The organism is Clavibacter michiganensis subsp. tessellarius (assembly GCF_021922985.1).
Classification (GTDB): domain Bacteria; phylum Actinomycetota; class Actinomycetes; order Actinomycetales; family Microbacteriaceae; genus Clavibacter; species Clavibacter tessellarius.
Map to the genome: position 1 here is coordinate 2,239,898 of NZ_CP040788.1, position 23,570 is coordinate 2,263,467.

Sequence of the window (23,570 nt, forward strand, 5' to 3'; positions counted from 1 at the left end):
CGAGAGGGCGCCGCCCGGTGACCGCCGACGAGTCGCTCGCCGCGCACGCCGTGCGCCCGCCGGCCCGCGGCATCATGGCGCGCCCGTGGCTGGCGTTCGCGCTCTGCCACCTCTGGCTCGTCGCGCTCAACCTGATCGGCCCCACCTCCGCGCTCACCGACGTGACGAACGTCTACCGCGTCTGGATGCAGGAGGGGATGGCGGGCGGCGGCTGGGTCGGGATCGACCTGCCGTGGGTGTACCCGATCCTCGCGGCCGTGCCCATGATCATCTCCCTCGTCGGCGGCACCGCGTTCTACGGCACGGTGTGGCTCGCGCTGGTCACGCTGCTCGACGCCGCCGCGTTCGCGCTGCTCCTCCGCATCCGCCGCGGCCGCGGCCTCGCGCCCGCCGCGTGGTGGCTCGGCTTCCTGGTGGCGCTCGGGCCGATCTCGCTCGGCCGGATCGACGCGGTCACCGTGCCCCTCGCCCTCGCCGGCCTGCTCGTGCTCGCGACCCGGCCGGCCCTCGCCTCCGCGCTCCTCACGATCGGCGCCTGGGTGAAGGTGTGGCCGGCCGCCCTGCTGCTCACCGCCGTCATCGCCCGCCGCGGGCTCGCGCGCGGCACGGTCGTCGTCACGGCGCTCGGCACGACGGCCGTGGTCGTGGCCGGATCCCTCGCTATCGGCAGCGGCGCGAACGTCCTCGGCTTCGTGGGCCAGCAGACCGGCCGCGGGCTCCAGGTCGAGTCGACCGCCGCGCTGTACCACCTGTGGCGCATCGTCGCGGGCGACGACCGGTACCGCGTGTACGACGACCTGGGCATCATCACGTTCCAGGTCGCGGGCCCGGGCGTGGACGCCGTCGCTGCCGCGCTCACGCCGATCATGGTGGGCGTCGTGCTCGTCGTGACGCTGCTCGGGATCCGCGCGCACCACCGCGGCGCCTCCCCCGCCGCGCTGATGGGGCCGCTGTCGCTCGCGCTCGTCGCCGCCCTCATCGTGACGAACAAGGTCGGCTCGCCGCAGTACGTGTCGTGGTTCGCCGTGCCGATCATCGTGATGCTCGTGCACGACCGCCACTCCCGCGGCACGGCCCTGGCGGCGCGCCTCGGGCTCGTCGTCGCCGCGCTCACGCAGCTCGTCTTCCCGTACGCCTACATGCTGCTCATCTACGTGGTGCCGGTGATGGTCGGGGTGATCACGCTGCGCGACCTCGGCGAGATTGCGCTGCTCGGCGTCGCCGTGATGCAGCTCGTGCGGCTGCGCGGCACGGCCGAGGACGGGCCGGCGCGGGTGCGGGCGGGACGCGCGGCGCGGGGGCGCGCATCGCACGGGCAGCCCGTCGCCGGTGCCCCCGCACCCGTGGCCGCCGCACCCGCACCCGCCGCCGCGCACGAGCTCAGCCCATGGGGGCCGGCGCCCGCGGATCAGGAGACCGGGACCGCCTGACCGCCCGACGCCAGGTAGCGCAGCCACCCGCCGTGCGCGCTGATGTCCGGCGCGCCCGCCGTGTCGGTGCAGAGGAACCCGATCGCCTGCGTGCCGTCCTCGAGCTCCACCGGGCCGAGGGCCATGGGCCGGACCATGCCGGCGAGGAACGCGGCGAGGCCGGCGCGCGTGAGGGTCCACGCCTCGCCCGCGAGCGGCACGCCGTCGCCGTCGGGCGCCGGGGTCACGCCGGGTCGCGCGGGCTCGCCCGGGAGGTGCGCCATGCGGTACGCCGCGCTCGTGCGGACGTCGCGGGAGAAGCGCGCGCCGAGCTCGCCGAGCTGGCGGTGCAGCGGCTGGCCGCCGAGGTGCGCGCCGAACACGACCACGTCGACCGCGTCGGTCGGCAGGAGCGCGGGCCGCACGGGGTCGCCCGTGATCCAGCCGGCGAGGTCGAGCACGACCTGGTCGGCGAACCCGGGGGCGACGAGGCTCACGCCGAACGGGGATCCGTCCGCCTCGCCCGCGGGCACGGCGACGGCGCACAGGTCGAAGAGGTTCACGAAGTTCGTGTACGTGCCGAGCCGGGCGTTCACGGCGACGGGCTCGGCGGCGACCTCGGCGAGCGTGGGGTGCTCGGTGGTCGTCGGCATCAGCAGCGCGTCGATCCCGCGGCGGGCGTCGCCCGGGGCGTCGAACACGACGCACGCGGCGACGCGCAGGCGCTCGAGGAGCGCGCGGTCCTCCACGAGCCGGTGCGCGGGGATCCCGAGCGCGGCGCGCACGATGCCGGCGACGGTCGGATCGAGGTCCGGCGCGTCCGCGAGCACCGACGGCCCCGCCGCCTCGCAGCGCTCGGCCACGAGCGCGCCCTCGTAGAGGAGGAGCGCGGCGCGGAGGAACGGCCCGAGCTCGACCGTCTCGACGACGGCGCCGGAGTCGCGCATCCGCTCGACCGCCCCATGGAACGCCGCGCGGGCGTCGGGCGAGAGCGGCGCGAGGTCGTGCTCGGCCGGCACGCCGACGACGGGGACGCCGCGCGGCGCGAGCCGGGTGGTCGACGGCCAGTCGCGGCTCGCCGGATCCGCCGGATCGGGCCCGACCATCTCGGCGAGCGCGCGCTGGGCCGTCGCGAGGTCGGCGGCGAGCACGCTCACGGTGTCGTAGGAGCGGCAGGCGGGGACGACGCCCGTGGTGGGCACGAGGCCGAGGGTCGGCTTGATCCCGACGAGGCCGTGCAGGGCCGCGGGCACGCGTCCGGATCCGGCGGTGTCCGTGCCGAGCGCCACGTCGACGAGGCCCAGCGCGACGGCGACCGCGGAGCCCGAGCTGGATCCGCCCGAGATGCGGTTGGGCCGCGTCGCGTGCCGCACGGCGCCGTAGGGGCTGCGCGTGCCGACGAGGCCGGTGGCGAACTGGTCGAGGTTGGTCTTGCCGATCACGAGCGCGCCGGCCTCCCGGAGCCGGGCGACGGCGGGCGCGTCGACCTCGGGCGCGGTGGCGGCGGACGGGCACGCGGCGGTCGTCGGCATCCCGGCGACGTCGATGTTGTCCTTGACGGCGACGAGCCAGCCCGCGAGCGGCAGCGATCCCGCCGGCGCGCGGGCGATGCGCGCGTCGAGCTCGGCGGCGCGGGCGAGGGCGTCCGCGGGGTCGAGCAGCGTGATCCACACCTCGGGCCGGTCGACCTCCGCGATGCGCGCGTAGGCGGCGCGCACGCGGTCGACGACGGAGGCGGATCCGACGGGCGGCAGCGCGGTCGTGGCGCCGGCGACGCCGATCCCGCGGCTCACGCGCGGACCTCCGCCGCGGTCGCGGTCGCAGCCGCGGAGCCGGCCTCGGCACCGACGCCGGCATCGGCCCCGGCGAGCGCCGCGAGCACGTCGTCCGACGACGCGACCGCGCCGAACACGCCGCCCTGCATCGTGACCATCCGGAGCGCCGCGTCGTGGTTCGCCGGATCCGTGGCCCCCGTGCAGTCGGAGAGCACCAGGCACTCGTAGCCGCGGTCGTTCGCCTCGCGCATGGTCGTGGAGACGCAGACGTCGGTGGTGATGCCCGTGAGGATCAGCCGGTCGATGCCGCGCGCCCGGAGCACGAGGTCGAGGTCGGTGGCGTAGAACGCGCCCTTGCCGGGCTTGTCGATGACGGGCTCGCCGGGGAGCGGGGCCACCTCGGGGACGATCTCCCAGCCGGGTTCGCCGCGCACGAGGATCCGCCCGCACGGGCCCACGCTGCCGATCTCGGCGCCCGCGCGCTCGGAGCGCCAGCGCTTGTTCGCGGGCAGGTCGGAGAGGTCGGGCCGGTGGCCCTCGCGGGTGTGGATCACGGTCATGCCGAGCGCGCGCACGCGCTCCAGCAGGCGGGCGGTGGGCGCGAGGCCGGCCCGGGTGAGGGCGAGGTCGTAGCCCATGCGGTCGACGTAGCCGCCGACGCCGCAGAAGTCGACCTGCCAGTCGATGCAGACCACGGCGGTGCGCGCGACGTCGACGGCGCCGTCGTAGGGCCAGGCGTACGGATCCGCCGCCACGGCCGTGGTGCCGCCGACCGGCGCGGTGCCGATGACGGAGGCGGCGTCGGCGACCGGCGTGGTGCCGATGACCGCCGTGGTGCGGGGCGCGATGCTCACGAGCGCGCCTCCCCCGCCTCGACGGCCGCGCCGAGCGGGGCGCGCACGCGCCCCAGCGCGTCGGCGGCGACGAGCGCCACCGCGGCGACCACCAGGCCGACGACGGCCGTGGACAGGAAGTCGGCGTAGGCGTGGGCCGCGAGCGCGGCACCGGCGCCGACGACCCAGGCGACGAACGCGGGCGCCCGCCACGGGCCGCGCGCGGCACCGGATGCGCTGACGGATGCGGACGCGGATGCCGCCGCCCGCCGCGGCGCGAGCAGCAGCTGGTCGACGATGAGCACCGCGCCGATGGGCGGCACGATCACCCCGAGCAGGTTCAGCCACACCTCGAAGTAGGTCCAGATGCCGGCGACGGCGAGCACCACGCCGACCGCGCCGAGCACGAGCGTCGTGCGGCGCATCCGCATGCCGGTGAGCTGGCTCCAGCCGACCGCGCCGTTGTAGAGGCAGTGGGCGCACACGGATCCGAGGTTCACGACCACGAAGAGCACGGCGAGCGGCACGAGCGCGCCCCCCTGCGCCACGAGGATGCCGAGGAAGTCGCCGCCCGCGGTGCCCGGGTCGGTCGCGCCGCCGAGGGCGACGATGAGGCCGCCGACCACGAGCGCGATCGCGTTGCCGAACGGGAACGCCGCGAGCGACGCGAGCACGGCCTGCCGGCCCGAGCGCGCCCAGCGGGTGAAGTCGGCGGTCATGGTGCCGGAGTCGGCGAACAGCGCGACGACGAGCGTGACGGCCGCGCCGAAGCTCAGCGCGCCCGCCCCGCCGGCCGGCGCCGACTGCAGCTCCGCGCCCGGCCGGGTCGCGACGATCGCGATGGCGACCGCCCCGAGCACGAGGTAGAGGGGAGCGGCGATGACGCCGATCCAGGACAGCGCGCGGATGCCGAGCAGCGTCACCGCGACGAACAGGATCCCGGCGACGAGCGTCGTCGCCGTCTGGTCCCAGCCGAGGGAGCCGTGCAGCGTGGATCCGGTGAGCCCGGTCTGGAACGCGAACCAGCCGATGACGACCGTGGCGAGGAACGCCGCCGGGACGACGTAGCCCTTCGCGCCGAACGTGCGCATCGCCATGAGCGCGAAGCTCTCGCCGCTGCGGCCCGCGAGGTAGCTCAGCGCGCCGACGTAGACCATGAGCACGAGCGTGCCGACCGCGATGGCGCCCATGCCCGCCCAGAACCCGAGCGAGTGCACGACGAGGCCGCCGAAGACCGCGCAGGTGAGGATCATGGGGAAGCCCAGCCAGACGGCCGCGACCGACGACGTGCGGCGACGCGCGTGCGGGGGCACGGGCTCCGACTCGTACTCCGAGAAGACGGGGCGGTCGGCGGGATCCGGGGCGGCGGGGTCGGCGTGGCGCGCGACCGGCGGGGCGGCGGGGAGCGACATGGGTTCTCCTGGGATCGGGTGGCGCCGGCGGGGGATCCGGCTGCGTCCTATAGGAACAGCCCGGCCGCACACGCGCGTTTCGCCCGTGTTTCCGGGATGTGAAACACGTCTGGGTGGAGGCGTGGCGGCGGATCCTATAATCGAGCGCATGCCCGCTCCCGCCCCGGTCCCCTCCCGCGTCGGCGCCGCGGAGCGCGTGCGGGTGCTGCTGGAGGAGGAGATCCTCGGCGGCGTGCTCGCCCCCGGCTCCCGCGTCAAGGCCGACGACATCGCCCGCCGCACGGGCACCAGCCACATCCCGGTGCGCGAGGCGCTCCGGGCGCTCGAGGCCGACGGCTGGGTCGTGCACCGGCCGCACGAGGGCGCGTCGGTGCGGCCGCGCGTGCTGTCCGAGCTGGTCGACCTGTTCGAGGCGCGCGCGCTCGTGGAGCCGCAGGCCGTGGAGCTCGCCGCCCAGCGCCGCACGGCCGACGACCTCCGCGAGCTCGAGCGCGTGCTCCGCCTGCAGGAGCGCACCTCGGATCCGGCCGACCTCGCCCGCCTCAACCACGACTTCCACGTCGCCCTCGCGCGGGCCTCGCAGAACAGCACGCTCGCCTCCGTCGTCGAGTCGATGTCGAAGCGCGTGCGCTTCCACTACCTGCCCACGGCGAGCGCGCGTCGACCGGACTCGCTGGCCGACCACCGCGAGCTCGTCGCCCTCCTCGAGCGGCGCGAGGGCGCCCGGGCGGCGGATCTCGCGCGCCGCCACATCAATGCCACGCGCGTCGACGCGTGCGCGGCCCTCGAGGCGCTCACGCGCGCGGAGGCAGAGGCGGGCTAGGGATCAGAGCCCGAGCAGCCGCTCCAGCGCCGGGTCCTCGAGGGAGTCGAGCACGAGGTCGGCGCCCGCGTCGCGCAGCTCGTCCGCGGAGTAGTGCCCGCTCGCGACGCCCACGGCGGTCGCCCCCGCGTCGTGCGCGGACGTGATGTCGTTCGGGGTGTCGCCGACGACGAGCACCTCCTCGCGCCGGGGCTCGGCGCCGCGGAGCGTGCCGGCGGTCGCGATGGCGCGGCGCACGACGTCGACGCGGTCGGGCGAGTCGGATCCGTACGCGCCGAACACGAAGAACCGGCCCAGCCGGGCGGGCTCCATCTTCGTGCGGGCGGCGCCCTCCATCGCGCCCGAGACGACGCCGAGCACGACGCCCGCGTCGGCGAGTCGGTCGAGCAGCGCCTCCGCGCCGTCGAGCACGCGGTAGCCCTCGGAGACGCGGATGTCGTCGGCGAGGTGCCGCAGGTACGACGCGTAGAGGCGCGCGAGCTCGGCGGGCTCGGGATCCCGGCCCATCACGCCGCGGAACGTCGCGGCGCCGACCTGCGGATCCGTCTCCCCCGCCGACGAGTGCTCGCCGATGTCGGCCTCCACGTCGTGCAGGTCGCGGAACGCCATGGCCCAGCTGCGGGCGCCGGAGCCGCCCGTGTGGATCAGGGTCTCGTCGATGTCGAAGAGCACGGCGGGCGGGATGGAGGAGGTGTCGGCCATGGATCCATCGTGCTCCGGCCCGCCTCCGAGCGAGCGGTGCGGGACGGGCGGCGGCGCGGGGCGGCGACCGCGGCGGCGCGCACCGGGCCCGGGGCGCCCGTCAGGACGAGCGGCGCGTGCGCATCCGCTCGGTCGTCCGCGCGATGACCCGCAGGCTGTCGATGAGGGTCGCGATCTGGGCGCGGCTGAGGTCGGCCAGCACCTCGTCCTCGTCGGCGACGAGGCGGCGCATCGCCCGGTCGACGCGCTCGATGCCGAACGGCGTGAGCACGACCAGCCGACTGCGGCCGCCCGATGGATCCTCCTCGCGCGTGATGAAGGAGCGCGCGGTCAGCCGGTTGACCCGGTGCACGAGGCTGCCCGTGTCGGTGCCGAGCCGCTCGGCGAGCGCGGCGCGCGTGAGGCCCGCGTCGCCCTGCTGGCGGAGGATGGAGAGGAACTCGAACTCGCTCGTCGTGAGGCCCTCGGCGGCGAACGCGCCCTCGCGGATCCGCTGCATCTGCGGGAGCAGGCGCCGGAGCCGCGACACCACGTCGAGCGGCGCGAAGTCGACGTCGGGCAGGGCGGCACCCCACGCGTCGATCACCAGGTCGACGTCGTCGTCATCCTTCATCGGGACTCCCACCGTCGCGTCCACGGTACCCGGCGCGGGCCCGTGCGACGGCGCATGACCCCCGGCTCGGATCCGGCCGCCCGCTCCGGCAGGATGTGCGCATGCAGCTCCCCCACCGCCCGCTCCTGATCGACGGCGGCCTCGGCACGCTGCTGGAGGCGCGCGGGCACGACCTGTCGGATCCGCTGTGGAGCGCGCGCGTGCTCGCCGACGAGCCCGGGGCGATCCGCGCGGCGCACGCCGAGTTCTTCCGCGCGGGGGCGGACGTGGCGATCACGGCGTCGTACCAGGTGGGATTCGCGGCGTTCGCGGCGCGCGGGCTGTCGCACGCCGACACCGAGGCGCTGCTGCGCGCGAGCGTGACGCTCGCGGCCGAGGCCCGCGACGAGGCGGCGCGCGAGGATCCGCCGGGTGCCGAACGCGAGCGGTGGGTCGCCGCGTCCGTCGGCCCGCTCGGCGCGACGCTCGGCGACGGCTCCGAGTACCGCGGATCCACCGGCCTCACCCGCGCGGAGCTCCGCCGCTGGCACGCGCCGCGCTTCGCCGTGCTCGCCGACGCGGGCGCCGACCTGCTCGCGTGCGAGACCGTCCCCAGCCTCGACGAGGGCCGCGCGCTGGTGGACCTCGCGCGCGGCTCGGGCGCGTCCGCGTGGCTCGCGTTCACGGTCCAGGGCGGTCGGCTCCGCTCGGGCGAGCCGATGGCCGACGGGTTCCGACTCGCGGAGGAGGCCGACGAGATCGTGGCCGTGGGGATCAACTGCGCGCACCCCGAGGAGGTGCCGGCCGCCATCGCCGCGGCCCGGAGCGTCACCGACCGGCCGGTGGTCGTCTACCCGAACTCCGGGGAGCGCTGGGACGCGGTCGCGCGTGGCTGGCGCGGCGACCCGGGCGTGCCGGATGCGCGCGCCTGGATCGACGCGGGCGCGACCCTCGTCGGCGGCTGCTGCCGGGTGGGCCCCGACGCGATCCGATCGATGCGGGACGCGCTCGGCTGAGGGTCCCGGCGCACGAGCGCCTCCGCACCCGCGCACGACGACGGCCCGCCCCCGGCAGGGGACGGGCCGTCGTCGCATGCGGAGCCGTGCGGATCCGCCTCGGGCGCGGATCCGGGCGGGTCAGGCGCCCGCGACCGCCTGGCGGAGGCCGTCGGCGAGCGACGTGGTGGGGCGGCCGAGGAGGCGCGCCATGTCGCCCGTCTCGTCGTCGAGCTGGCCGGCGGCCGTGGCCGCGTCGAGGCCCACGAGGAAGCCGATCGTGCCCTCGTCGAGGCCGGCCTCGCCCAGGATCCGCGCGTGCTCCTCGGAGGAGACGCGGGAGACGGGGACGGGCTGGCCCGTGATGCCGGAGATGGCCTCGGCGAGCTCGTCCTGTGTCCAGCGCTCGTCGCCCGCGAGCTCGAGGGTCTGCCCGGCGAGCGAGTCGTCGAGGGCCGCGACCGCGGTGGCCTCGGCGAAGTCGGCGATGGTGGCGCTCGCGACGCGGCCGTCGCCGGCGCTCGTGAGGAGCCCGCCGGACTGCGTCACGGAGTCGACCGTGCCGGCGTAGTTCTCGGTGTACCAGCCGTTGCGGAGGAGCGTGACGGGCACGCCGGACGCGGCGAGCACCTCCTCGGTGGCCTTGTGCTCGCCCGCGATGAACAGCTCGGTCGTGCTCGCGCGGAGGACGCTCGTGTAGAGGATCCGGCCGACGCCCGCGGCCTTCGCGGCCTCGATGACGGTGGTGTGCTGCGGCACGCGCTGGCCGACCTCGCTGCCGGAGACGAGCACGAGGGTGTCGCCGGGCTGGATCGCGGCCTTCACGCTCTCGGCGTCCGTGTACTCGAGGCGCGCGGTGCGGACGCCCTGCGCGGCGAGGTCGGCGAGGGCCTCGGGGCGGCGCGCGGTGGCGAGCACGTCGGAGGCGGCGGCGCCGCGGGCGAGGAGGGACGCGACGATGCGCGATCCGAGGCGGCCGGTGGTGGCGGTGACGACGATGGTCATGGGGTGCCTTTCGAGTCAGGGGACGAGCGATACGTCGGGGTCAACGACTCCGTCGCCGAGTACCTTCCCACAGGGAGGTACCCACCTCCAGGTAAGTTGGTGTGCATGACGCAGATGAGCTTCCGGGTGACCCGCGACCGACCCGGCGTGGCCGAGGGCCGCTACCCCGCGAACTGCCCGTCGCGCACCCTGCTCGACCACATCACGAGCAAGTGGGGCGTGCTCGTCCTCCTCGCGCTCGGGGAGCGGTCGCGCCGCTGGGGCGAGCTGCGCCGCGAGGTCGAGGGCATCAGCGAGAAGATGCTGGCCTCCACGCTGCGCACGCTCGCCGACGACGGGCTCGTGATCCGCGAGGCCCAGCCCACCATCCCGCCGCGCGTCGACTACCGGCTCACGGAGCTCGGCCACGAGGTGAGCGCCCGGCTCGTGCCGCTCATGGACCTGGTGATGGACGTCACCGAGGACACGTCGCCGCTGGCGTCCCGCCGACCCTAGGCTGGATCCGGCAGCCGAGGGATCGGCGCCGACCCGCCCGCGCCACGGTGCCACCGCCGCCCGCGCCACCCGGCCAGAGAGAGACCGACGATGCCCTCCCCGTCCGCGCCGACGACGTCGCGCACGTCCACCCCGAGCCGCGAGGTCCGCCGCGCGCGCGTCGCGGTCGCCGTCCTCTTCTTCACCAACGGCGCGATCTTCGCGAACCTGCTGCCCCGCTACCCGTCGATCAAGGCGGAGCTCGGGCTGACCAACGTGGAGTTCGGCGCCGCGGTCGCCGCGTCCCCGCTCGGCGCGCTCATCGCCGGGCTCGCCGCGGGCGTCCTCATCCGCCGGTACCGGTCGGCGCGGGTCGCGGTCGCCGCGACCGTGGTGGCCTCGGTCGGGATCCTGCTGGCCGGCCTCGCGCCCGGCTGGCTCGTGCTCGCGATGGCGCTGTTCCTCGCCGGTGCCATGGACGCGATCACCGACGTCGCCCAGAACTCGCACGCGCTGCGCGTGCAGCGGCTCTACGGCCGGTCGATCAACAACTCCTTCCACGCCGTCTGGTCCGTCGGCGCGGTGGCGGGCGGGATCATGGGCGCCGCGGCCGCGCAGGCGGGGCTGCCGCTGATCGTGCACCTCTCGATCTCGGCCGTCGTCTTCAGCGCGCTGGCCGTGCTGTCCCTCCTGTGGCTGCTGAAGGGACCGGAGCCGGAGCCCGGCGAGGGCGGCGCGGCGCACGCGCACGCGCCCGCCCCCGTCGTGGACGCCGAGGACGGCGTCGTGCGCGGCGCCTCCCCGCGCGCGCTCGGCCTCGTCGCCCGGTACGGCGTGCTGCTCGCGCTCGTGGTCATCGCGTCCGGCGGCGCCATCGTCGAGGACTCCGGCAGCACCTGGTCGGCCATCTACCTCTCCCGCGACCTCGGCGCCTCCGCCTTCGTCGCGGGCCTCGGCTTCATCTCCCTGCAGGGCATGCAGTTCGTCGGCCGGATGCTCGGCGACCGCATGGTCGACCGCTTCGGCCAGCGCGCCATCGCCCGGCTCGGCGGCGTCCTCGTGCTCGCGGGCATGGGCGGCGCGCTCGCGTTCCCGGGCGTCGTCGGCACGATCGTCGGCTTCGGCGTGGCCGGCTTCGGCGTCGCGACCCTGATCCCCGCGGCCATGCAGGCCGCCGACGAGCTGCCCGGCTTCAAGCCCGGCACCGGCCTCACGATCGTCGGCTGGCTCCTGCGCGTCGGCTTCCTCGTGTCGCCGCCCATCGTCGGCGCCATCGCGGACGCGTCGTCGCTCCGCTTCGGGCTGATCTTCGTGCCGGCGGCCGGGCTCCTCGTGCTCGTCTTCTCCCGCGTGCTCGCGACGCGGCGGCCGCACCCGCCGGCGCAGGCGGCGCCGGGGGCCGTCGCCTCCTCCTAGGGCGCGGGCGGGCGGATCCGCTCACGGGCTCCTGCGAGTGCGGGCGCGCCGCCCGGGCGCCGCGGGAGAGTGGGCGCACACCCGCCACCCGAGAGGATCGCCATGTCCACCGACCTGCCCGGAGGGCTCTTCCCCCTCGCCCACGACCTCACCGTCACGCGCTTCGGCTACGGCGCCATGCAGCTCGCAGGGCCGAAGGTGTTCGGCCCGCCCGCGGATCCCGACGCGGCCCGCGCCGTGCTGCGCGAGGCCGTCGCGCTCGGCATCACGCACATCGACACGGCCGACTTCTACGGCCCCGGCCACACGAACGCGCTCATCGAGGAGGCGCTGTTCCCGTACCCGGAGCGCCTCCACATCGTCACGAAGGTCGGATCCCTGCGCGACGAGAAGGGCCGCTGGCCGCAGGCGCTCTCCCCCGCCGAGCTCCGCCAGGCCGTCTACGACAACCTCACGCACCTCACGCTCGACGTGCTCGACCTCGTGAACCTCCGCGTCGGCGCGTTCGACAGCCCGACCGACGGATCCCTCGAGGAGCCGTTCACGGCGCTGGCCGAGCTGCAGCGGGAGGGCCTCATCCGGCACCTCGGCGTGAGCAACGTCAGCCCCGCGCAGGTGGCCGAGGCCCGCGGGATCGCGCCGATCGTGAGCGTGCAGAACCACTACAACCTCGCGCGCCGCGACGACGACGCGCTCATCGACGAGCTGGCCGCCGACGGCATCGCCTACGTGCCGTACTTCACGCTCGGCGGGTTCTCGCCGCTGCAGTCGGAGACGCTGTCGCGCGTCGCCGCCTCGCTCGGATCCGCGCCGCTGCCCGTCGCGCTCGCCTGGCTCCTGCAGCGGTCGCCGAACGTGCTCGTCATCGCGGGCACGTCGTCGGTGGCGCACCTGCGCGAGAACGTGGCGGGCGCCCGGATCCGTCTGCCGGAGGAGGCGCTCGCGGAGCTGGAGGGGATCGGCGGCTGACGGGCGGCGGTTGCCCGGCGGGACGCAGCGCTCGGCCGGCGGTCGTCGACCGAGGGCGGTCGGCCGGCGGTGGTCGGCGAGGCCGCCGCGTCAGCTCGCGGCGGCCCGCTCCGCCGCCTCGGCCGCGGCGTCCGCCACCCGCCGCAGCACCGCCAGCACCACGCGGACCGGCGCCTGCGCGAGCGCGTCCGGCCGGGCGAGCACGTCGACGTGGCGCACGAGGGTGGCGCCGACGACCGGCCGCAGCACCATCCCGTCGACCGCGAGCGGGGCCGCGGTCGTGCGCGGCATCACGGCGATGGCGTCGCCCGTCCGCACGATCTGCGCCGCCACCGAGAACTCGTTGACGCGGTGGACGATGCGCGGCGCCTGCCCGATCAGCGCGCCGAGGTGGTCGAGCACGCCCGCGAGCGGGAACCCGGCGTGGGTGGAGATCCACCGCTCGTCGCGCAGCATCTCCGGCGTGATGCCCGCGGACGACGCGAGCGGATGCCCGGCGTGCAGCGCGACGTCGAGCGGCTCCACGAGGAGCGGCACGACCACGAGCCGGGCGGTCGGCCACGGCGGATCGTGCGGGAGGCGGTGCGCGACGACGAGGTCGTGATCCGCGGTGAGGCCCGCGAAGTCCCCCTGCGCCACGTCGGCGTCCGCGAGCGCGACGCGCGTGCCCGATCCCCCGGCACCGGCCAGCTCGGCGAGCAGCGGCCCGAAGAGCGCGAGGCCGGCGCTGTGGAACGCGGACACGCGGACGGCCCGGTCGTCCTGCGCGAGGAAGGACCCGACGGCGTCGCGGGCGGCGGCGAGCGCCTCGTCCACGCGCGTCGACGCCGCGGCGAGCGCCTCCCCCGCTTCCGTGAGCACCAGGCGCCGTCCGCGCTTGACGGTCAGCGGCACGGGCACGCCGGCCTGCAGCGCGGCGAGCTGCTGCGAGACGGCGGATGCGCTCACGTGCATCGCGACCGCCACGGCCGCGACGCTGCCCCGGTCGCCGAGCTCGCGGAGGAGGCGGAGGCGAGCGGGATCCATGCTGCACTGTCTCACGCATGAGCCGCGGCTAACGCATCGATGAAGACGATGCCCGTCGATCTTCCGGGTCGCCTGCCGGACAGTGAGGGCATGCCCTCCCCCACCCGCTCGGCGCCCGTCGTCGACCTGCTGCTCCTGGCCGTCGCGGCCGTGTGGGGCGCGAGCTTCCTCGCGGCCAAGGACCTCGCGGCGGAGACGGGCGTGCCGGCGGCGGTCGCGCTGCGCTTCCTCGTCGCCGCGGTCGCGACCGGGATCGTCTGCCTGGCCCGGCGCGAACGGCTGCCCCGCGGGCGCGGCCTCCTGATCGCGGCGGCGCTCGGCTGCTCGCAGGCGGCGGTCATCGGGCTGGAGACGTGGGGCGTGCACCTGACGAGCGCGACCAACGCGGGCCTCCTCATCAGCCTGGCGCTGGTGATGACGCCCGTGCTCGAGGGCGCCACGTCGCGCGCGTGGCTGCCGCGGTCGTACTTCGTCGCGGCGGTCGCGGCCGTGGTGGGGGTCGCGCTGCTCGTCTCCGAGGGCGGCCTGCGCGCGCCCACGCTGGGCGACGGGCTGGTGATCGCGGCGGCCGTCGTGCGGGCCGTGCACGTCACCGCGAGCGGGCACCTCACGCGGGGGCGGAGCGAGGGATCGCTCGGCGTGGTCCTCGTGCAGATGGCCGTGTGCGCGGCCCTCTTCTCCGCGCTGGCGGGGCGCGACCTGCCCGCGGCGGCCGCGGCGCTCGACGCCGGGGGCTGGGCGGGCGTCCTCTTCCTCGGCGTGCTGTGCTCGCTGTTCGCGTTCGTCGTGCAGCTCTGGGCGGTGCGGCGCACGTCGGCGTCGCGGGCGAGCATCCTCATGGGCACCGAGCCGGTGTGGGCGCTGCTCGTCGGCGTGGTCGTGGCGGGCGAGGCCATCGGGCCGGTCGGCGCGGGCGGCGCGGCGCTCATCGTCGCGGCATCGTACGCGGGCCAGGCGATCGAGCGGCGGCACCGTGCGTCCGTCCACGCCGCCCGCGCCGGAACCCGCGAGGATGGGCCCATGCCCCCGACCGACGCGGTGCCGCGCCTGCCCCACCCCGCCGCATGACCGCCCCCGACCGCCGCTTCCCGCGCAGCGTCTACCGCGAGGGCGCCGAGCCCGACGTGCGGTTCAGCCTCGCCAACGAGCGCACGTTCCTCGCCTGGATCCGCACCTCGCTCGCCCTCCTCGCGGGCGGCGTCGCGCTCGAGGCGCTCGCGCTCGGGCTGCAGCCGGGGTTCCGGCTCGCGGCCTCGCTCGTGCTGATCGTCGCCGGGATCGCGGCGCCCGCGCAGGCGTGGATCGGCTGGATGCGCACCGAGCGCGCCCTCCGCCGCGACCGGCCGCTGCCGTCGGCCGCGCTGTCGCTGCCCCTCGGGATCGCGGTCGTCGCCGCGGGCGCGCTCGTGCTGCTCGGCGTGCTGACCGCGTGAGCGCGGACGCCCCCGCCGCCGATCCCGGCGCGCATCCGTCCGACCCCGGCCTCCAGCCCGAGCGGACCGCGCTCGCCTGGCGCCGCACGGCCCTCGCGCTCGTCGTCGGATCCCTGTTCGACCTCCGCGCGCTCCCGCAGCTCCTCGGCGCGGCCGGCCTCGCGGTCGCCGCGGCGGGCGTTGCCGTCGCGCTCGGCGTGCTCGCGGCCGCGCACCTGCGCTACCGGCGGGTGCATCGGATCCTCACCGCGGGATCCGCCGGCCCCGGCACCACCGCGCTCCCCGGCGGCGCCCTCCCGGCGCTGGTCGCGGGGCTCACGGCGTGCGCGGGCCTCGCCGCGCTCGCCCTGGCGCTCGCCCGCTGAGCCGGCGGCAGATCCGGACGCGCCTCGCCCTACAGGGCGGGCACCAGCACCTCGCGCACGAAGTCCTCGTAGGAGCGGGGCGCGTGCCCGAGGAGGGCGGTGAGACGGGCGAGGGCCTCCGGGCTCGCGACGAGCCCGTCCCGCTGGAAGCCGGAGTACATGCGCTCGTAGTCGAACACGAGCCACGAGGGCATGGAGGCCAGGGACGCCTCGCGCCAGGCCGCCAGGTCGTCGCCCGCGTACGTCACCGTCTTCTCGAGGGCCTCGGACAGGACCGCGGCCGTCGCCTCGCCGGTCCACGGGGTCGGGCCGGCCACGTCGATCGGGCCGGCGACACCCGACCCGGGGGTCAGGGCGGTCACGGCGACGTCGGCGATGTCGCGCACGTCGACCCGGGAGACGCCCGACCCGCCGAGGGGCTGCGGGTACACGCCGTCGCGGATCGCGTCGAGGTACCAGACGTCGTTCTGGAAGAAGTTGTTGACCCGGAGGAAGCAGGCCTCGACGCCGCTGCGCTCGACGAGGGACTCCACCGCGAGCTTCGCGGAGTTGTGCGGCACCTGCGGCGCCCGGTCGAGGTCCTGCACGGACAGGTAGACGATCCGCCGGACCCCGGCCGCCACGGCGTGGTCCACCGCGACGGTCGTCTCGTACAGCTCGGTGGGCGTCCCCGTCAGGGAGAGGAACACCTGCTCGACGCCGTCGAAGGCCGGCCTCGCGGCGAAGGGATCGCCGAGGTCGCCGACCACGCCCTCGACGCCGTCGGGGAGATCCGTCAGCCGGCGCGCGTCGCGGCTCATGACCCTCAGCCCGGTCATGCCGCGACGGAGGGCCTCGGCGATGACGGCCGAGCCGACCGTGCCGGTGCCGCCGATGATCAGGGTGCGTGGATCGCCCATGGTGATTCTCCTCGTCTGCTCCATCGGTGCGCGGCGCAGGGCCCGCGGTCGTCCGGCGTCCGCCGAGGGACGGTGTGGCCGGCAGACGCATCACGGGAGGACCGCGCCGACCTGCTCGAGCACCGCCGCCGAGGGACTGTCCGCCCGGCGGTTCCATCGATTCGTCCGCGTCGACGCTACGCCGCACGCGGGGCCCGGATCGCACGGCCCCGCGCAGCGGTACCCTGCGCCCTGCCCCGCGTCAGGCCATCGGCATCCGCAGCAGCGCGCCGTGCTCGCGGCACGCTGAGCCAGCGTCTCAGTTAGCTAGGAAGTACCGCTTGCTTACGCATCCGGAGCGTTGTCGTGAAACTCTAAGCGCGTTTGATCATCGGACATCTGTTCACCCAGTTCGAATTCCCCACGCCGCACTATGGCTAACACTGGAGCCGGTACACCCATTCTTGAAGCCGTCATCTGGAGAGATGCCCGCAGATAGGGATACACAGCGTAAAACGCAACCTCCTGCGCGAATTCCGATTTAATGTCATCGCTGATTTGACAATTGTGAGGCAATCCGTAGCGAGCTTGCACGTCCGCTATAAATTCGTTCCCCGCGCGGTCGTCGAACACGATTCGAAATCGAAAGGCAATCCCGTAGTGATCAGGACCTGAAAGCTCCGTGACGCCCATAAGATTGCGAATTCTCGGCTTTGACTCCCCCGACGGCGCAGCCTCACTGTCAGTGTCGTCAAACTCATTCGAATCTCGCGCAATGCGACGGCCTCGCTCCTCGTAGACATACATATCGTCGAGCTCGACAAGGTTGACTAGTTCAACGACATCACTCACTACGTGAGGCGTGGGGTCACTATCCGGCAAGAGCAAAATCCGACTTCTTGCTGTTTGCCGCGGAGTAAGTGCCCACTCGGTTACTCGTAGAACGAGGATTGGTAATAAAACCGGACACTGTAGTCCACGTAAACAAAGAAGACAGAGAGGCATCTAGCGGTCGCACGGAATGCTCGACTATGACATTAAGGGCGTGAGCGTACCGCCTAATGGTGGCAAGCTTCGGCTCAGACGCCCCGCTCTCAAAACTCGACACAGTGGCTTGGCTGACGCCCATAAGTGCCCCTAGCTGCTCCTGGCTCAAGGACCGGTGCTCACGTACACGACGGAGAGTGTCGATCAGATCGATGTCCGCCTCGGCGAGTAGGCGCGCAAGACGCTCAGAGTCGGTCTCGGTACCAGTGTCGAACTCGTCAGTCGGCGAGTCGCGAGTAGTTTCGGGCTCGAAGTCATGGTATGCCGGGGACATAGACTGCACTCTATACCGAGTTGGTCAATGGTTGACAAGACTCGCGCCACCCCAGGAGCCGGTCCGGCCGGAATGATACCTTGATCGGGCAATTTGTAGCTCCAAGTCCTGACGTACTCGGACTGTCGCGGGATCGGAGAGGTCCTTCAGGTGAACATGCAGACCAACGACCGTCGTACCCCCTGGTTGCCGCAGGCGCACGGGTTCGACGTGGTAGACCCGTACGTGCGCTTCGAGATCCTCGCCGTACTCCACCATGGCCCGAAGCTCGAAGACATCCAGGTCAGTGACGGACTGCATCGGACCCTTGACATGGCGTACAGGAACAAGTCGACCTTGCACCAGCGCGCGACCACGGGCGCGAAATTCACCCACTAATCGGTCAATATCGCCGGACGGAAGCCCTTCCGCGGCTGCAAGCTCTCGAATTTCGGTCACGAGGTTCCGGCCCTCGCGAAGCGGATACCAATGGTAGTGGATCGGCGCGAGGGCAGGATTAGTGCAAGCAGACGAAGATCCGTCGTTGGTCGAAGTCTGGGGCACAGATGTACCCTAGCCTCCACCTCCGACTCCGACCAGCGGCATAGGGCAACGAGGTTCCCCATCGCCCCCGGATCAGAGCATGAAAACCGCATTGACGCTCGCGGAGGCTTCTGGTGATCTCCGCGCCGATACCGCCAGCGGGCATGTAAGCCTTGTCGCCGCGTACCCCCGCAACGCTGCCTTACAGGCGCGCCGTCAGCAGAAGGACATGAAGGTTCGAGTACGTGCGAGGCATGAGGCGTTAGCCCGGCCAGGTCGCCATCGCGACTGGTCCTGCCTCGCCGCCAGGCTGCGCCCGCCTCAGGCCGTCGGCATCCGCAGCAGCGCGCCCGGCTGGCGGCAGGTGGCGGCGGCGATCGCCATGCAGGTGCGCAGCATCGCCTCGCCCTCCGCGGCCGTGCGCGGCGCACCCCGACGGGCGATCGCGTCGGCGGCGGCCGCGAGGCACGCGTCCCCGGCGCCCATGGTGTCGACGATCGGCCGCGGATCCGCCGCGATGCCCGCCGCCACCACCTCGCCGCCCTCGAGCTGCACGGACGCGCCGCGCGGGCCGTCGGTGGCGAGCACGAGGCGGCTGCCGGTCGCGTGCAGGGCGGCGCGGGCGTCCGCGAGCGCGCCCAGCTCGAGGAGTGCTGTGTCGTCGTCGCCGACCTTCACGAGCAGGGCCTCGGCGGCCGCGCGCGCGAAGCCGTCCCGGAAGCGGGACGCGTCGTGTAGCATGCCGGCGCGCGGGTTCGGGTCGACCAGCAGGCGCTCGCGCGGATCCCGCACGGCCGCCAGGAGCTCGTCGGCCTGCGCGTGGTCGTCGTACGGGAAGCAGCTGACGACGACGAGCGACGCCGCGTCGAGGGCCGCCCGCTCCGCGGATCCGATGCGCACGCGGCGGTTCCACGCGGCCTCGTTGAACGAGTAGCGCGGCTCGCCGTCCTCGCGCTCGCTCACCGCGACGGAGGTGCCGGACGGGCCGATGGTGGGGATCAGCTCGACCCCGTGCGCGTCGAGCTCGGCGCGGATGCGGCGCCCGTGCTCGTCGTCGCCGACCATCGCGATGAGCTGCACGCGGTGGCCGAGGATCGCGAGCCCGACCGCGACGTTGAGGGCGGCGCCGCCGACGAAGGCGGTCTCCTCGCCGTCCTCGCGGAGCAGGTCGATGAGGGCGTCGCCGACGACGACGATGGGCTGGTCATGCATGGCGGGGGACCTCTCCGGAGCCTCGGACGATGAGCGTGGTGGGGACGACGACGGTCTGCGCGGGGCCCTCGTCGCCGCCGAGCCGGGCGAAGACGCGCTCGGCGGCGGCGTGGCCGATGCGCGACGGATCCTGCGCGACGACCGTGACGGCGGGCTCCAGGAGCGCGGCCATCGGCAGGTCGTCGAAGCCCACGAGCGCGATGCGGCGCTGGGCCCCGTGGCGCCGGAGCGCCGAGATGACGCCGATGGTGATGAGGTTCTGCCCGCTCACGATGGCGGTCGGCGGCTCGGGCAGCGCGAGCAGGCGCTCGGCGAGCGCGTCCGCCACGACCTCGTCGGTCGCGCCCTCGAGCACGAGCCCGGGCGCCACGGGGATCCCGCGCCGCCGCATCTCCTCGAGGAAGCCGCGCTCGCGCTCGCGGGCCGTGAAGATCTCCGGCCGGTCGCCGAGGAACGCGATGCGCCGGTGGCCCTGGTCGGCCAGGTGCGCCACGGCCCGGGAGACCCCGGCGGCGTTGTCGACGATGACCGAGTCGGCCTCGAGGCCCGTCGGCACGCGGTCGACGAACACCAGCGGGGTGCCGCGCGACGCCGCGACGCCGAGGTACGCCTGGCTGGGCGCGATGGTGGTGAGGATCAGCCCGTCGACCCGACGGGCGAGGAACGCGTCGACGGCGGAGCGCTCCCGGTCGGCGTCGTCGTCGAGGCTCGAGGCGAACACGGCGACGCGGCGCTCGCCGGCCGCCTCCTCCACGGCACGGTGCAGCGCGCCCGAGAACGGGTTCGCGACGCTGCCGACGAGGAGGCCGAGCGTGTTGGTGCGGCGGTCGGCGCGGCGCAGGTTGCCGGCGTGCAGATCCGGCTGGTACTGGAGCTGCTCCACCGCGGCCTGCACGCGCGCGGTCATCTCGGGCGAGACGTTGGCCTCGCCGTTGACCACGCGCGACACGGTCTTGATGCCCACGCCCGCGAGCCGCGCGACGTGCTTCATGGTGGGGCGGCGCGCGCCGGACGGGGCTCCGGTCGGGGATGACAACGGTGTCACGGATCGGTCTCGCTCTCTGCGCAATGGGTTGACCATACCGGGTCGCACCCGATAGACCTCTCCTTGACAACGTTGTCGGGAGCGCGCTCCCACCCGAAGGACAGGATCCATCAATGACGAACCGATCCCCGCGCCTCGTGCGCACCATCGCCCTCGGCTCGGCGGCCCTCATCGCCGCGGGCGGGCTCGCCGGCTGCTCCAGCTCCAGCGGAGGCTCCGGATCCGGCGGCAGCGGCTCCGGCGACGTCGGCGTCTCGCTCATCGTGAAGACCACCACCAACCCCTTCTTCGTCGCCATGCAGGACGGCGCGAAGGAGGCCGCGTCGAAGGACGGCATCGACCTCACGCTCGCGGCCGGCAAGGCGGACGGCGACGAGGACACCCAGATCCAGGCCATCGAGAACGCCATCTCCAAGGGCGACAAGGGCATCCTCATCACGATCAACGGCCCGTCGGTCCTCGACGCGATCCAGAAGGCCCGCGACGCCGGCCTCTACGTCATCGCGCTCGACACGGCGCCCGACCCGGCCGACTCCGTCGACATCACGTTCGCCACCGACAACTTCGCCGCGGGCGAGTCCATCGGCAAGTGGGCCGCCGCGCAGCTCGGCGGGAAGAAGGCGACCATCGGCCTCCTCGACCTGTACGACGACAAGGCCATCACGGTCGACTACGACCGCGACCAGGGCTTCCTCACGGGCATGGGCATCGACGTCGGCGACAAGGCCAAGAACGGCGACGAGGCGAAGACCGGCGACTACAGCGGCGGCGACTACGAGATCGTCGGCAACGAGGCCACGCAGGGCGCCGAGGACGGCGGCCGCACGGCGATGGAGACGCTGCTGTCGAAGGACCCGGACATCAACGTCGTCTACACGATCAACGAGCCCGCCGCGTTCGGCGCGTACCAGGCGCTGCAGGCGGCCGGCAAGGAGAAGGACGTGATCCTCGTCTCGGTCGACGGCGGCTGCGCGGGCGTGAAGAACGTGAAGGAGGGCGTCATCGGCGCCACGGCCCAGCAGTACCCGGTGAAGATGGCGCAGCTCGGCGTCGAGGCCATCGCGCAGCTCGCGAAGGACGGCACCAAGCCCGCCACGAGCGCCGGCCTCGACTTCTTCGACACCGGATCCGCGCTCGTCACCGACACCCCCGTCGACGGCCTCGAGAGCATCACGGCCGACGACGCCGCGACGAAGTGCTGGGGCGAGTGAACGTGAGCCAGCGGACCACCGACCCGAACCCGCCGACCTCGGCGCTCGACCTCGCCAACGAGTTCCTCGACCGGCGCACGCCCCTCGACCGGATCCGCGGGGTGCTGCACCGCTACCCCGCCGTCAGCCCGGCCGTCGTCCTCGTCCTCGCGGTCGTCGTGTTCGGCCTGCTCAACGACCGCTTCCTCGATCCGGCGAACCTGTCGCTCGTCACGCAGCAGGTGGCCGTGGTCGGCACGCTCGCGGTGGCGCAGACGCTCATCATCCTGACCGCGGGCATCGACCTCTCGGTCGGCGCGGTCATGGTGCTCACGTCGATGGTGATCGCGCAGACCGCCAGCCAGAACGGCCTGCCGGCGCCCGCCGCGCTGGCCGCCGGGCTCCTCGTCGGCCTCGCCGCCGGCGCGTTCAACGGGCTGCTCGTCACGCGGCTGCGACTCCCCCCGTTCATCGTGACCCTGGGGACGCTCAACATCTTCGTGGCGCTCACGCTCCTCTACTCCAACGGCACGACCGTCCGCGGCGTGGACATGCCGCAGGCGCTCTCCTGGACGGGGCGCACGTTCGACCTCGCGGGCGTGAAGATCAGCTTCGGCGTGGTGCTGATGCTCGTGCTGTACGTCGTGGTGGCGTTCATCCTCGGCAAGACCGCCTGGGGCCGGCACGTGTACGCGGTCGGCGACGACAAGGAGGCCGCGCGCCTCGCGGGCATCAGCGTCAACCGGGTCCTCATGAGCGTGTACCTCGCGGCGGGGGCGATCCTCGCGGTGGGCGCGTGGATCCAGATCGGCCGCAGCAACGCGGCCAGCCCCAACGCGGGCGCCGACCTCAACCTCGACTCCATCACCGCGGTCGTGATCGGCGGCACGAGCCTCTTCGGCGGCCGCGGCACGGTCTGGGGCACGCTCCTCGGCGCGCTCATCGTGGGCGTGTTCCGCAACGGGCTCTCGCTCGCCGGGCTCGACGTGCTCTACCAGACGCTCGCGGTGGGCGTCCTCATCATCGTCGCGGTCTCCGTCGACCAGTGGATCCGAAAGGTGCGCAAGTGACCCTCACCGACCCCGCGGGGAGCGCCCCCGCGTCGACCCGCACGCCCGTCCTCGAGGCGAAGCGGCTCGTGAAGACCTTCGGCCGCGTCGTCGGCCTCGACGGCGTGAGCCTCGAGCTGTTCCCCGGCGAGGTGCTCGCGATCATCGGCGACAACGGCGCCGGCAAGTCGACCCTCATCAAGTGCCTCACGGGAGCGGAGACGCCCGACGAGGGCGAGCTGTTCCTCGACGGCAAGCCGGTCTCGTTCAAGCGGCCGCAGGATGCCCGGGCCGCGGGCATCGAGACGGTGTACCAGAACCTCGCCGTCTCGCCCGCGCTCGACGTGGCCTCGAACCTCTACCTCGGGCGGGAGAAGCGGAAGAAGGGGATCCTCGGATCCGTGTTCCGCATGCTCGACACGGCCGGCATGCGCCGCGAGGCCAAGGCGGAGCTGACGGAGCTCGGCATCTCGACGCTGCAGGACGTGACCGTGCCCGTCGAGAACCTGTCCGGCGGGCAGCGGCAGGCCGTGGCCGTGGCGCGCGCGGCCGCCTTCGGGTCGAAGGTCGTGGTGCTCGACGAGCCCACCGCGGCGCTCGGGGTGCGGGAGTCGAACCAGGTGCTGGAGCTCGTGCGGAACCTGCGCGACCGCGGCATCCCGGTGATCCTCATCAGCCACAACATGCCGCAGGTGTTCGAGGTGGCCGACCGGATCCACATCCAGCGCCTCGGCAAGAAGGCGGCGACCATCACGCCGCAGTCCCACTCGATGACCGACGCGGTCGCGATCATGACGGGCGCGGCCACCGCATGACGGCGACGGTGCTGTACGCGGAGTTCACGGCGCTGCCGGGGCGCGAGGAGGAGGTCGCGCGGATGATCGCCGACCTCGCGGAGCGGGTGCGGGCCGAGCCGGGCAACGTCGTGTTCGAGCCGTACCGGCGGGTCGAGGATCCGGCGCGCTTCGTCGTGCACGAGGTCTACCTCGACGAGGCCGCGTTCCAGGCGCACATCGGGGCGTCGTACGGGGCCGAGTTCAACGCGGCGCTCGGGCCGCTCATCGTGGAGGACGGATCGCAGCTCACCTTCCTCGCGCCCGTCTGACGGGTGCGACACCGGATCC

26 protein-coding genes are annotated in these 23,570 nt (G+C 74.0%); 14 read left to right on the plus strand and 12 right to left on the minus strand.

The window, feature by feature from the left end; genetic code table 11:
• The first annotated feature begins 17 nt into the window (after positions 1-17).
• Positions 18-1,430: a glycosyltransferase 87 family protein gene (locus FGG90_RS10435; RefSeq protein ID WP_094127327.1), complete on the plus strand. Its 1,413-nt coding sequence runs from the start codon at positions 18-20 to the stop codon at positions 1,428-1,430.
• On the opposite strand, the gene atzF is transcribed toward FGG90_RS10435, so the two are convergent.
• From atzF to FGG90_RS10450, 3 genes are read right to left on the minus strand one after another with little or no spacing between them, the layout of a single operon-like run.
• Complete coding sequence (atzF, locus tag FGG90_RS10440) at positions 1,409-3,202, minus strand: allophanate hydrolase (RefSeq protein ID WP_210433040.1); 1,794 nt, start codon at positions 3,200-3,202, stop codon at positions 1,409-1,411. The genes FGG90_RS10435 and atzF overlap by 22 nt on opposite strands.
• The gene (gene biuH / locus FGG90_RS10445; protein ID WP_237583320.1) at positions 3,199-4,038 is read right to left on the minus strand and encodes a biuret amidohydrolase; all 840 of its coding nucleotides are present in this window, start codon (positions 4,036-4,038) and stop codon (positions 3,199-3,201) included. The genes atzF and biuH overlap by 4 nt, the downstream gene beginning before the upstream one ends.
• Positions 4,035-5,429 (minus strand): purine-cytosine permease family protein, encoded by a 1,395-nt coding sequence (locus tag FGG90_RS10450; protein WP_094127325.1) that lies wholly within the window; start codon positions 5,427-5,429, stop codon positions 4,035-4,037. Before FGG90_RS10450 ends, biuH begins: the two co-directional genes overlap by 4 nt.
• Positions 5,430-5,577: 148 nt before the next feature.
• Here FGG90_RS10450 and FGG90_RS10455 point away from each other — a divergent pair, with 148 nt between their 5' ends.
• Positions 5,578-6,252 carry a GntR family transcriptional regulator gene (locus FGG90_RS10455; RefSeq protein WP_094127323.1) on the plus strand — a complete coding sequence of 225 codons (675 nt, stop codon included), beginning with the start codon at positions 5,578-5,580 and terminating at the stop codon, positions 6,250-6,252.
• A gap of 3 nt (positions 6,253-6,255) precedes the next feature.
• On the opposite strand, the gene FGG90_RS10460 is transcribed toward FGG90_RS10455, so the two are convergent.
• Entirely contained in the window at positions 6,256-6,954 is a 699-nt protein-coding gene (locus FGG90_RS10460) for an HAD family hydrolase (protein ID WP_094127321.1), read from the minus strand.
• Positions 6,955-7,054: 100 nt separating this feature from the next.
• Positions 7,055-7,567 (minus strand): MarR family winged helix-turn-helix transcriptional regulator, encoded by a 513-nt coding sequence (locus tag FGG90_RS10465; RefSeq protein ID WP_094127319.1) that lies wholly within the window; start codon positions 7,565-7,567, stop codon positions 7,055-7,057.
• Positions 7,568-7,668: 101 nt separating this feature from the next.
• Here FGG90_RS10465 and mmuM point away from each other — a divergent pair, with 101 nt between their 5' ends.
• Positions 7,669-8,562 carry a homocysteine S-methyltransferase gene (mmuM, locus tag FGG90_RS10470; RefSeq protein ID WP_094127317.1) on the plus strand — a complete coding sequence of 298 codons (894 nt, stop codon included), beginning with the start codon at positions 7,669-7,671 and terminating at the stop codon, positions 8,560-8,562.
• Between the two features lie 120 nt (positions 8,563-8,682).
• Here the strand turns inward: mmuM and FGG90_RS10475 are convergent, their stop codons facing one another.
• Positions 8,683-9,546 (minus strand): NAD(P)H-binding protein, encoded by an 864-nt coding sequence (locus FGG90_RS10475; protein WP_094127315.1) that lies wholly within the window; start codon positions 9,544-9,546, stop codon positions 8,683-8,685.
• Positions 9,547-9,651: 105 nt separating this feature from the next.
• Here FGG90_RS10475 and FGG90_RS10480 point away from each other — a divergent pair, with 105 nt between their 5' ends.
• From FGG90_RS10480 to FGG90_RS10490, 3 genes are all read left to right on the plus strand, one after another.
• The gene (locus FGG90_RS10480; RefSeq protein WP_094127313.1) at positions 9,652-10,041 is read left to right on the plus strand and encodes a winged helix-turn-helix transcriptional regulator; all 390 of its coding nucleotides are present in this window, start codon (positions 9,652-9,654) and stop codon (positions 10,039-10,041) included.
• A gap of 90 nt (positions 10,042-10,131) precedes the next feature.
• Positions 10,132-11,436, plus strand: coding sequence for an MFS transporter (locus FGG90_RS10485; RefSeq protein ID WP_094127311.1), 1,305 nt, complete (start codon positions 10,132-10,134; stop codon positions 11,434-11,436).
• Between the two features lie 102 nt (positions 11,437-11,538).
• Positions 11,539-12,405: an aldo/keto reductase family oxidoreductase gene (locus FGG90_RS10490; RefSeq protein WP_094127309.1), complete on the plus strand. Its 867-nt coding sequence runs from the start codon at positions 11,539-11,541 to the stop codon at positions 12,403-12,405.
• A gap of 90 nt (positions 12,406-12,495) precedes the next feature.
• Here the strand turns inward: FGG90_RS10490 and FGG90_RS10495 are convergent, their stop codons facing one another.
• Entirely contained in the window at positions 12,496-13,431 is a 936-nt protein-coding gene (locus tag FGG90_RS10495) for a LysR family transcriptional regulator (RefSeq protein ID WP_094127307.1), read from the minus strand.
• Between the two features lie 90 nt (positions 13,432-13,521).
• Between FGG90_RS10495 and FGG90_RS10500 the strand changes: the two genes are divergently transcribed.
• Genes FGG90_RS10500 through FGG90_RS10510 form a run of 3 tightly spaced genes read left to right on the plus strand, consistent with a single transcriptional unit; the run spans position 13,522 to position 15,229 of the window.
• On the plus strand, positions 13,522-14,499 hold the full coding sequence (locus FGG90_RS10500; protein WP_094127305.1) for a DMT family transporter: 978 nt from the start codon (positions 13,522-13,524) through the stop codon (positions 14,497-14,499).
• Complete coding sequence (locus tag FGG90_RS10505) at positions 14,496-14,864, plus strand: YidH family protein (protein WP_094127303.1); 369 nt, start codon at positions 14,496-14,498, stop codon at positions 14,862-14,864. Before FGG90_RS10500 ends, FGG90_RS10505 begins: the two co-directional genes overlap by 4 nt.
• Positions 14,861-15,229, plus strand: a complete 369-nt coding sequence (locus FGG90_RS10510) for a DUF202 domain-containing protein (protein WP_094127301.1) — start codon at positions 14,861-14,863, stop codon at positions 15,227-15,229. Before FGG90_RS10505 ends, FGG90_RS10510 begins: the two co-directional genes overlap by 4 nt.
• Positions 15,230-15,258: 29 nt before the next feature.
• On the opposite strand, the gene FGG90_RS10515 is transcribed toward FGG90_RS10510, so the two are convergent.
• The 3 genes from FGG90_RS10515 to FGG90_RS16210 form a co-directional block, all read right to left on the minus strand.
• The gene (locus tag FGG90_RS10515) at positions 15,259-16,128 is read right to left on the minus strand and encodes an SDR family oxidoreductase (RefSeq protein WP_094127299.1); all 870 of its coding nucleotides are present in this window, start codon (positions 16,126-16,128) and stop codon (positions 15,259-15,261) included.
• 324 nt (positions 16,129-16,452) lie between these two features.
• Positions 16,453-16,959 carry a hypothetical protein gene (locus FGG90_RS10520; protein WP_133065142.1) on the minus strand — a complete coding sequence of 169 codons (507 nt, stop codon included), beginning with the start codon at positions 16,957-16,959 and terminating at the stop codon, positions 16,453-16,455.
• Positions 16,960-16,978: 19 nt separating this feature from the next.
• Positions 16,979-17,428 carry a helix-turn-helix domain-containing protein gene (locus FGG90_RS16210; protein WP_094127297.1) on the minus strand — a complete coding sequence of 150 codons (450 nt, stop codon included), beginning with the start codon at positions 17,426-17,428 and terminating at the stop codon, positions 16,979-16,981.
• A gap of 150 nt (positions 17,429-17,578) precedes the next feature.
• Between FGG90_RS16210 and FGG90_RS10525 the strand changes: the two genes are divergently transcribed.
• Complete coding sequence (locus FGG90_RS10525; protein ID WP_094127295.1) at positions 17,579-17,806, plus strand: hypothetical protein; 228 nt, start codon at positions 17,579-17,581, stop codon at positions 17,804-17,806.
• A gap of 465 nt (positions 17,807-18,271) precedes the next feature.
• Here FGG90_RS10525 and FGG90_RS10530 read toward each other — a convergent pair whose 3' ends face one another.
• Positions 18,272-19,162, minus strand: a complete 891-nt coding sequence (locus FGG90_RS10530) for a carbohydrate kinase family protein (RefSeq protein WP_094127293.1) — start codon at positions 19,160-19,162, stop codon at positions 18,272-18,274.
• Complete coding sequence (locus FGG90_RS10535) at positions 19,155-20,153, minus strand: LacI family DNA-binding transcriptional regulator (RefSeq protein WP_237583322.1); 999 nt, start codon at positions 20,151-20,153, stop codon at positions 19,155-19,157. The genes FGG90_RS10530 and FGG90_RS10535 overlap by 8 nt, the downstream gene beginning before the upstream one ends.
• 167 nt (positions 20,154-20,320) lie before the next feature.
• Between FGG90_RS10535 and FGG90_RS10540 the strand changes: the two genes are divergently transcribed.
• From FGG90_RS10540 to FGG90_RS10555, 4 genes are read left to right on the plus strand one after another with little or no spacing between them, the layout of a single operon-like run.
• A complete protein-coding gene (locus tag FGG90_RS10540; protein ID WP_094127289.1) occupies positions 20,321-21,418 on the plus strand; it encodes a substrate-binding domain-containing protein in 1,098 nt (365 codons plus the stop codon).
• 2 nt (positions 21,419-21,420) lie between these two features.
• On the plus strand, positions 21,421-22,467 hold the full coding sequence (locus FGG90_RS10545) for an ABC transporter permease (RefSeq protein ID WP_094131374.1): 1,047 nt from the start codon (positions 21,421-21,423) through the stop codon (positions 22,465-22,467).
• Positions 22,464-23,261, plus strand: a complete 798-nt coding sequence (locus FGG90_RS10550) for an ATP-binding cassette domain-containing protein (protein WP_094127287.1) — start codon at positions 22,464-22,466, stop codon at positions 23,259-23,261. Before FGG90_RS10545 ends, FGG90_RS10550 begins: the two co-directional genes overlap by 4 nt.
• Positions 23,258-23,551 (plus strand): putative quinol monooxygenase, encoded by a 294-nt coding sequence (locus FGG90_RS10555; RefSeq protein WP_094127285.1) that lies wholly within the window; start codon positions 23,258-23,260, stop codon positions 23,549-23,551. Before FGG90_RS10550 ends, FGG90_RS10555 begins: the two co-directional genes overlap by 4 nt.
• Positions 23,552-23,570: the final 19 nt, after the last annotated feature.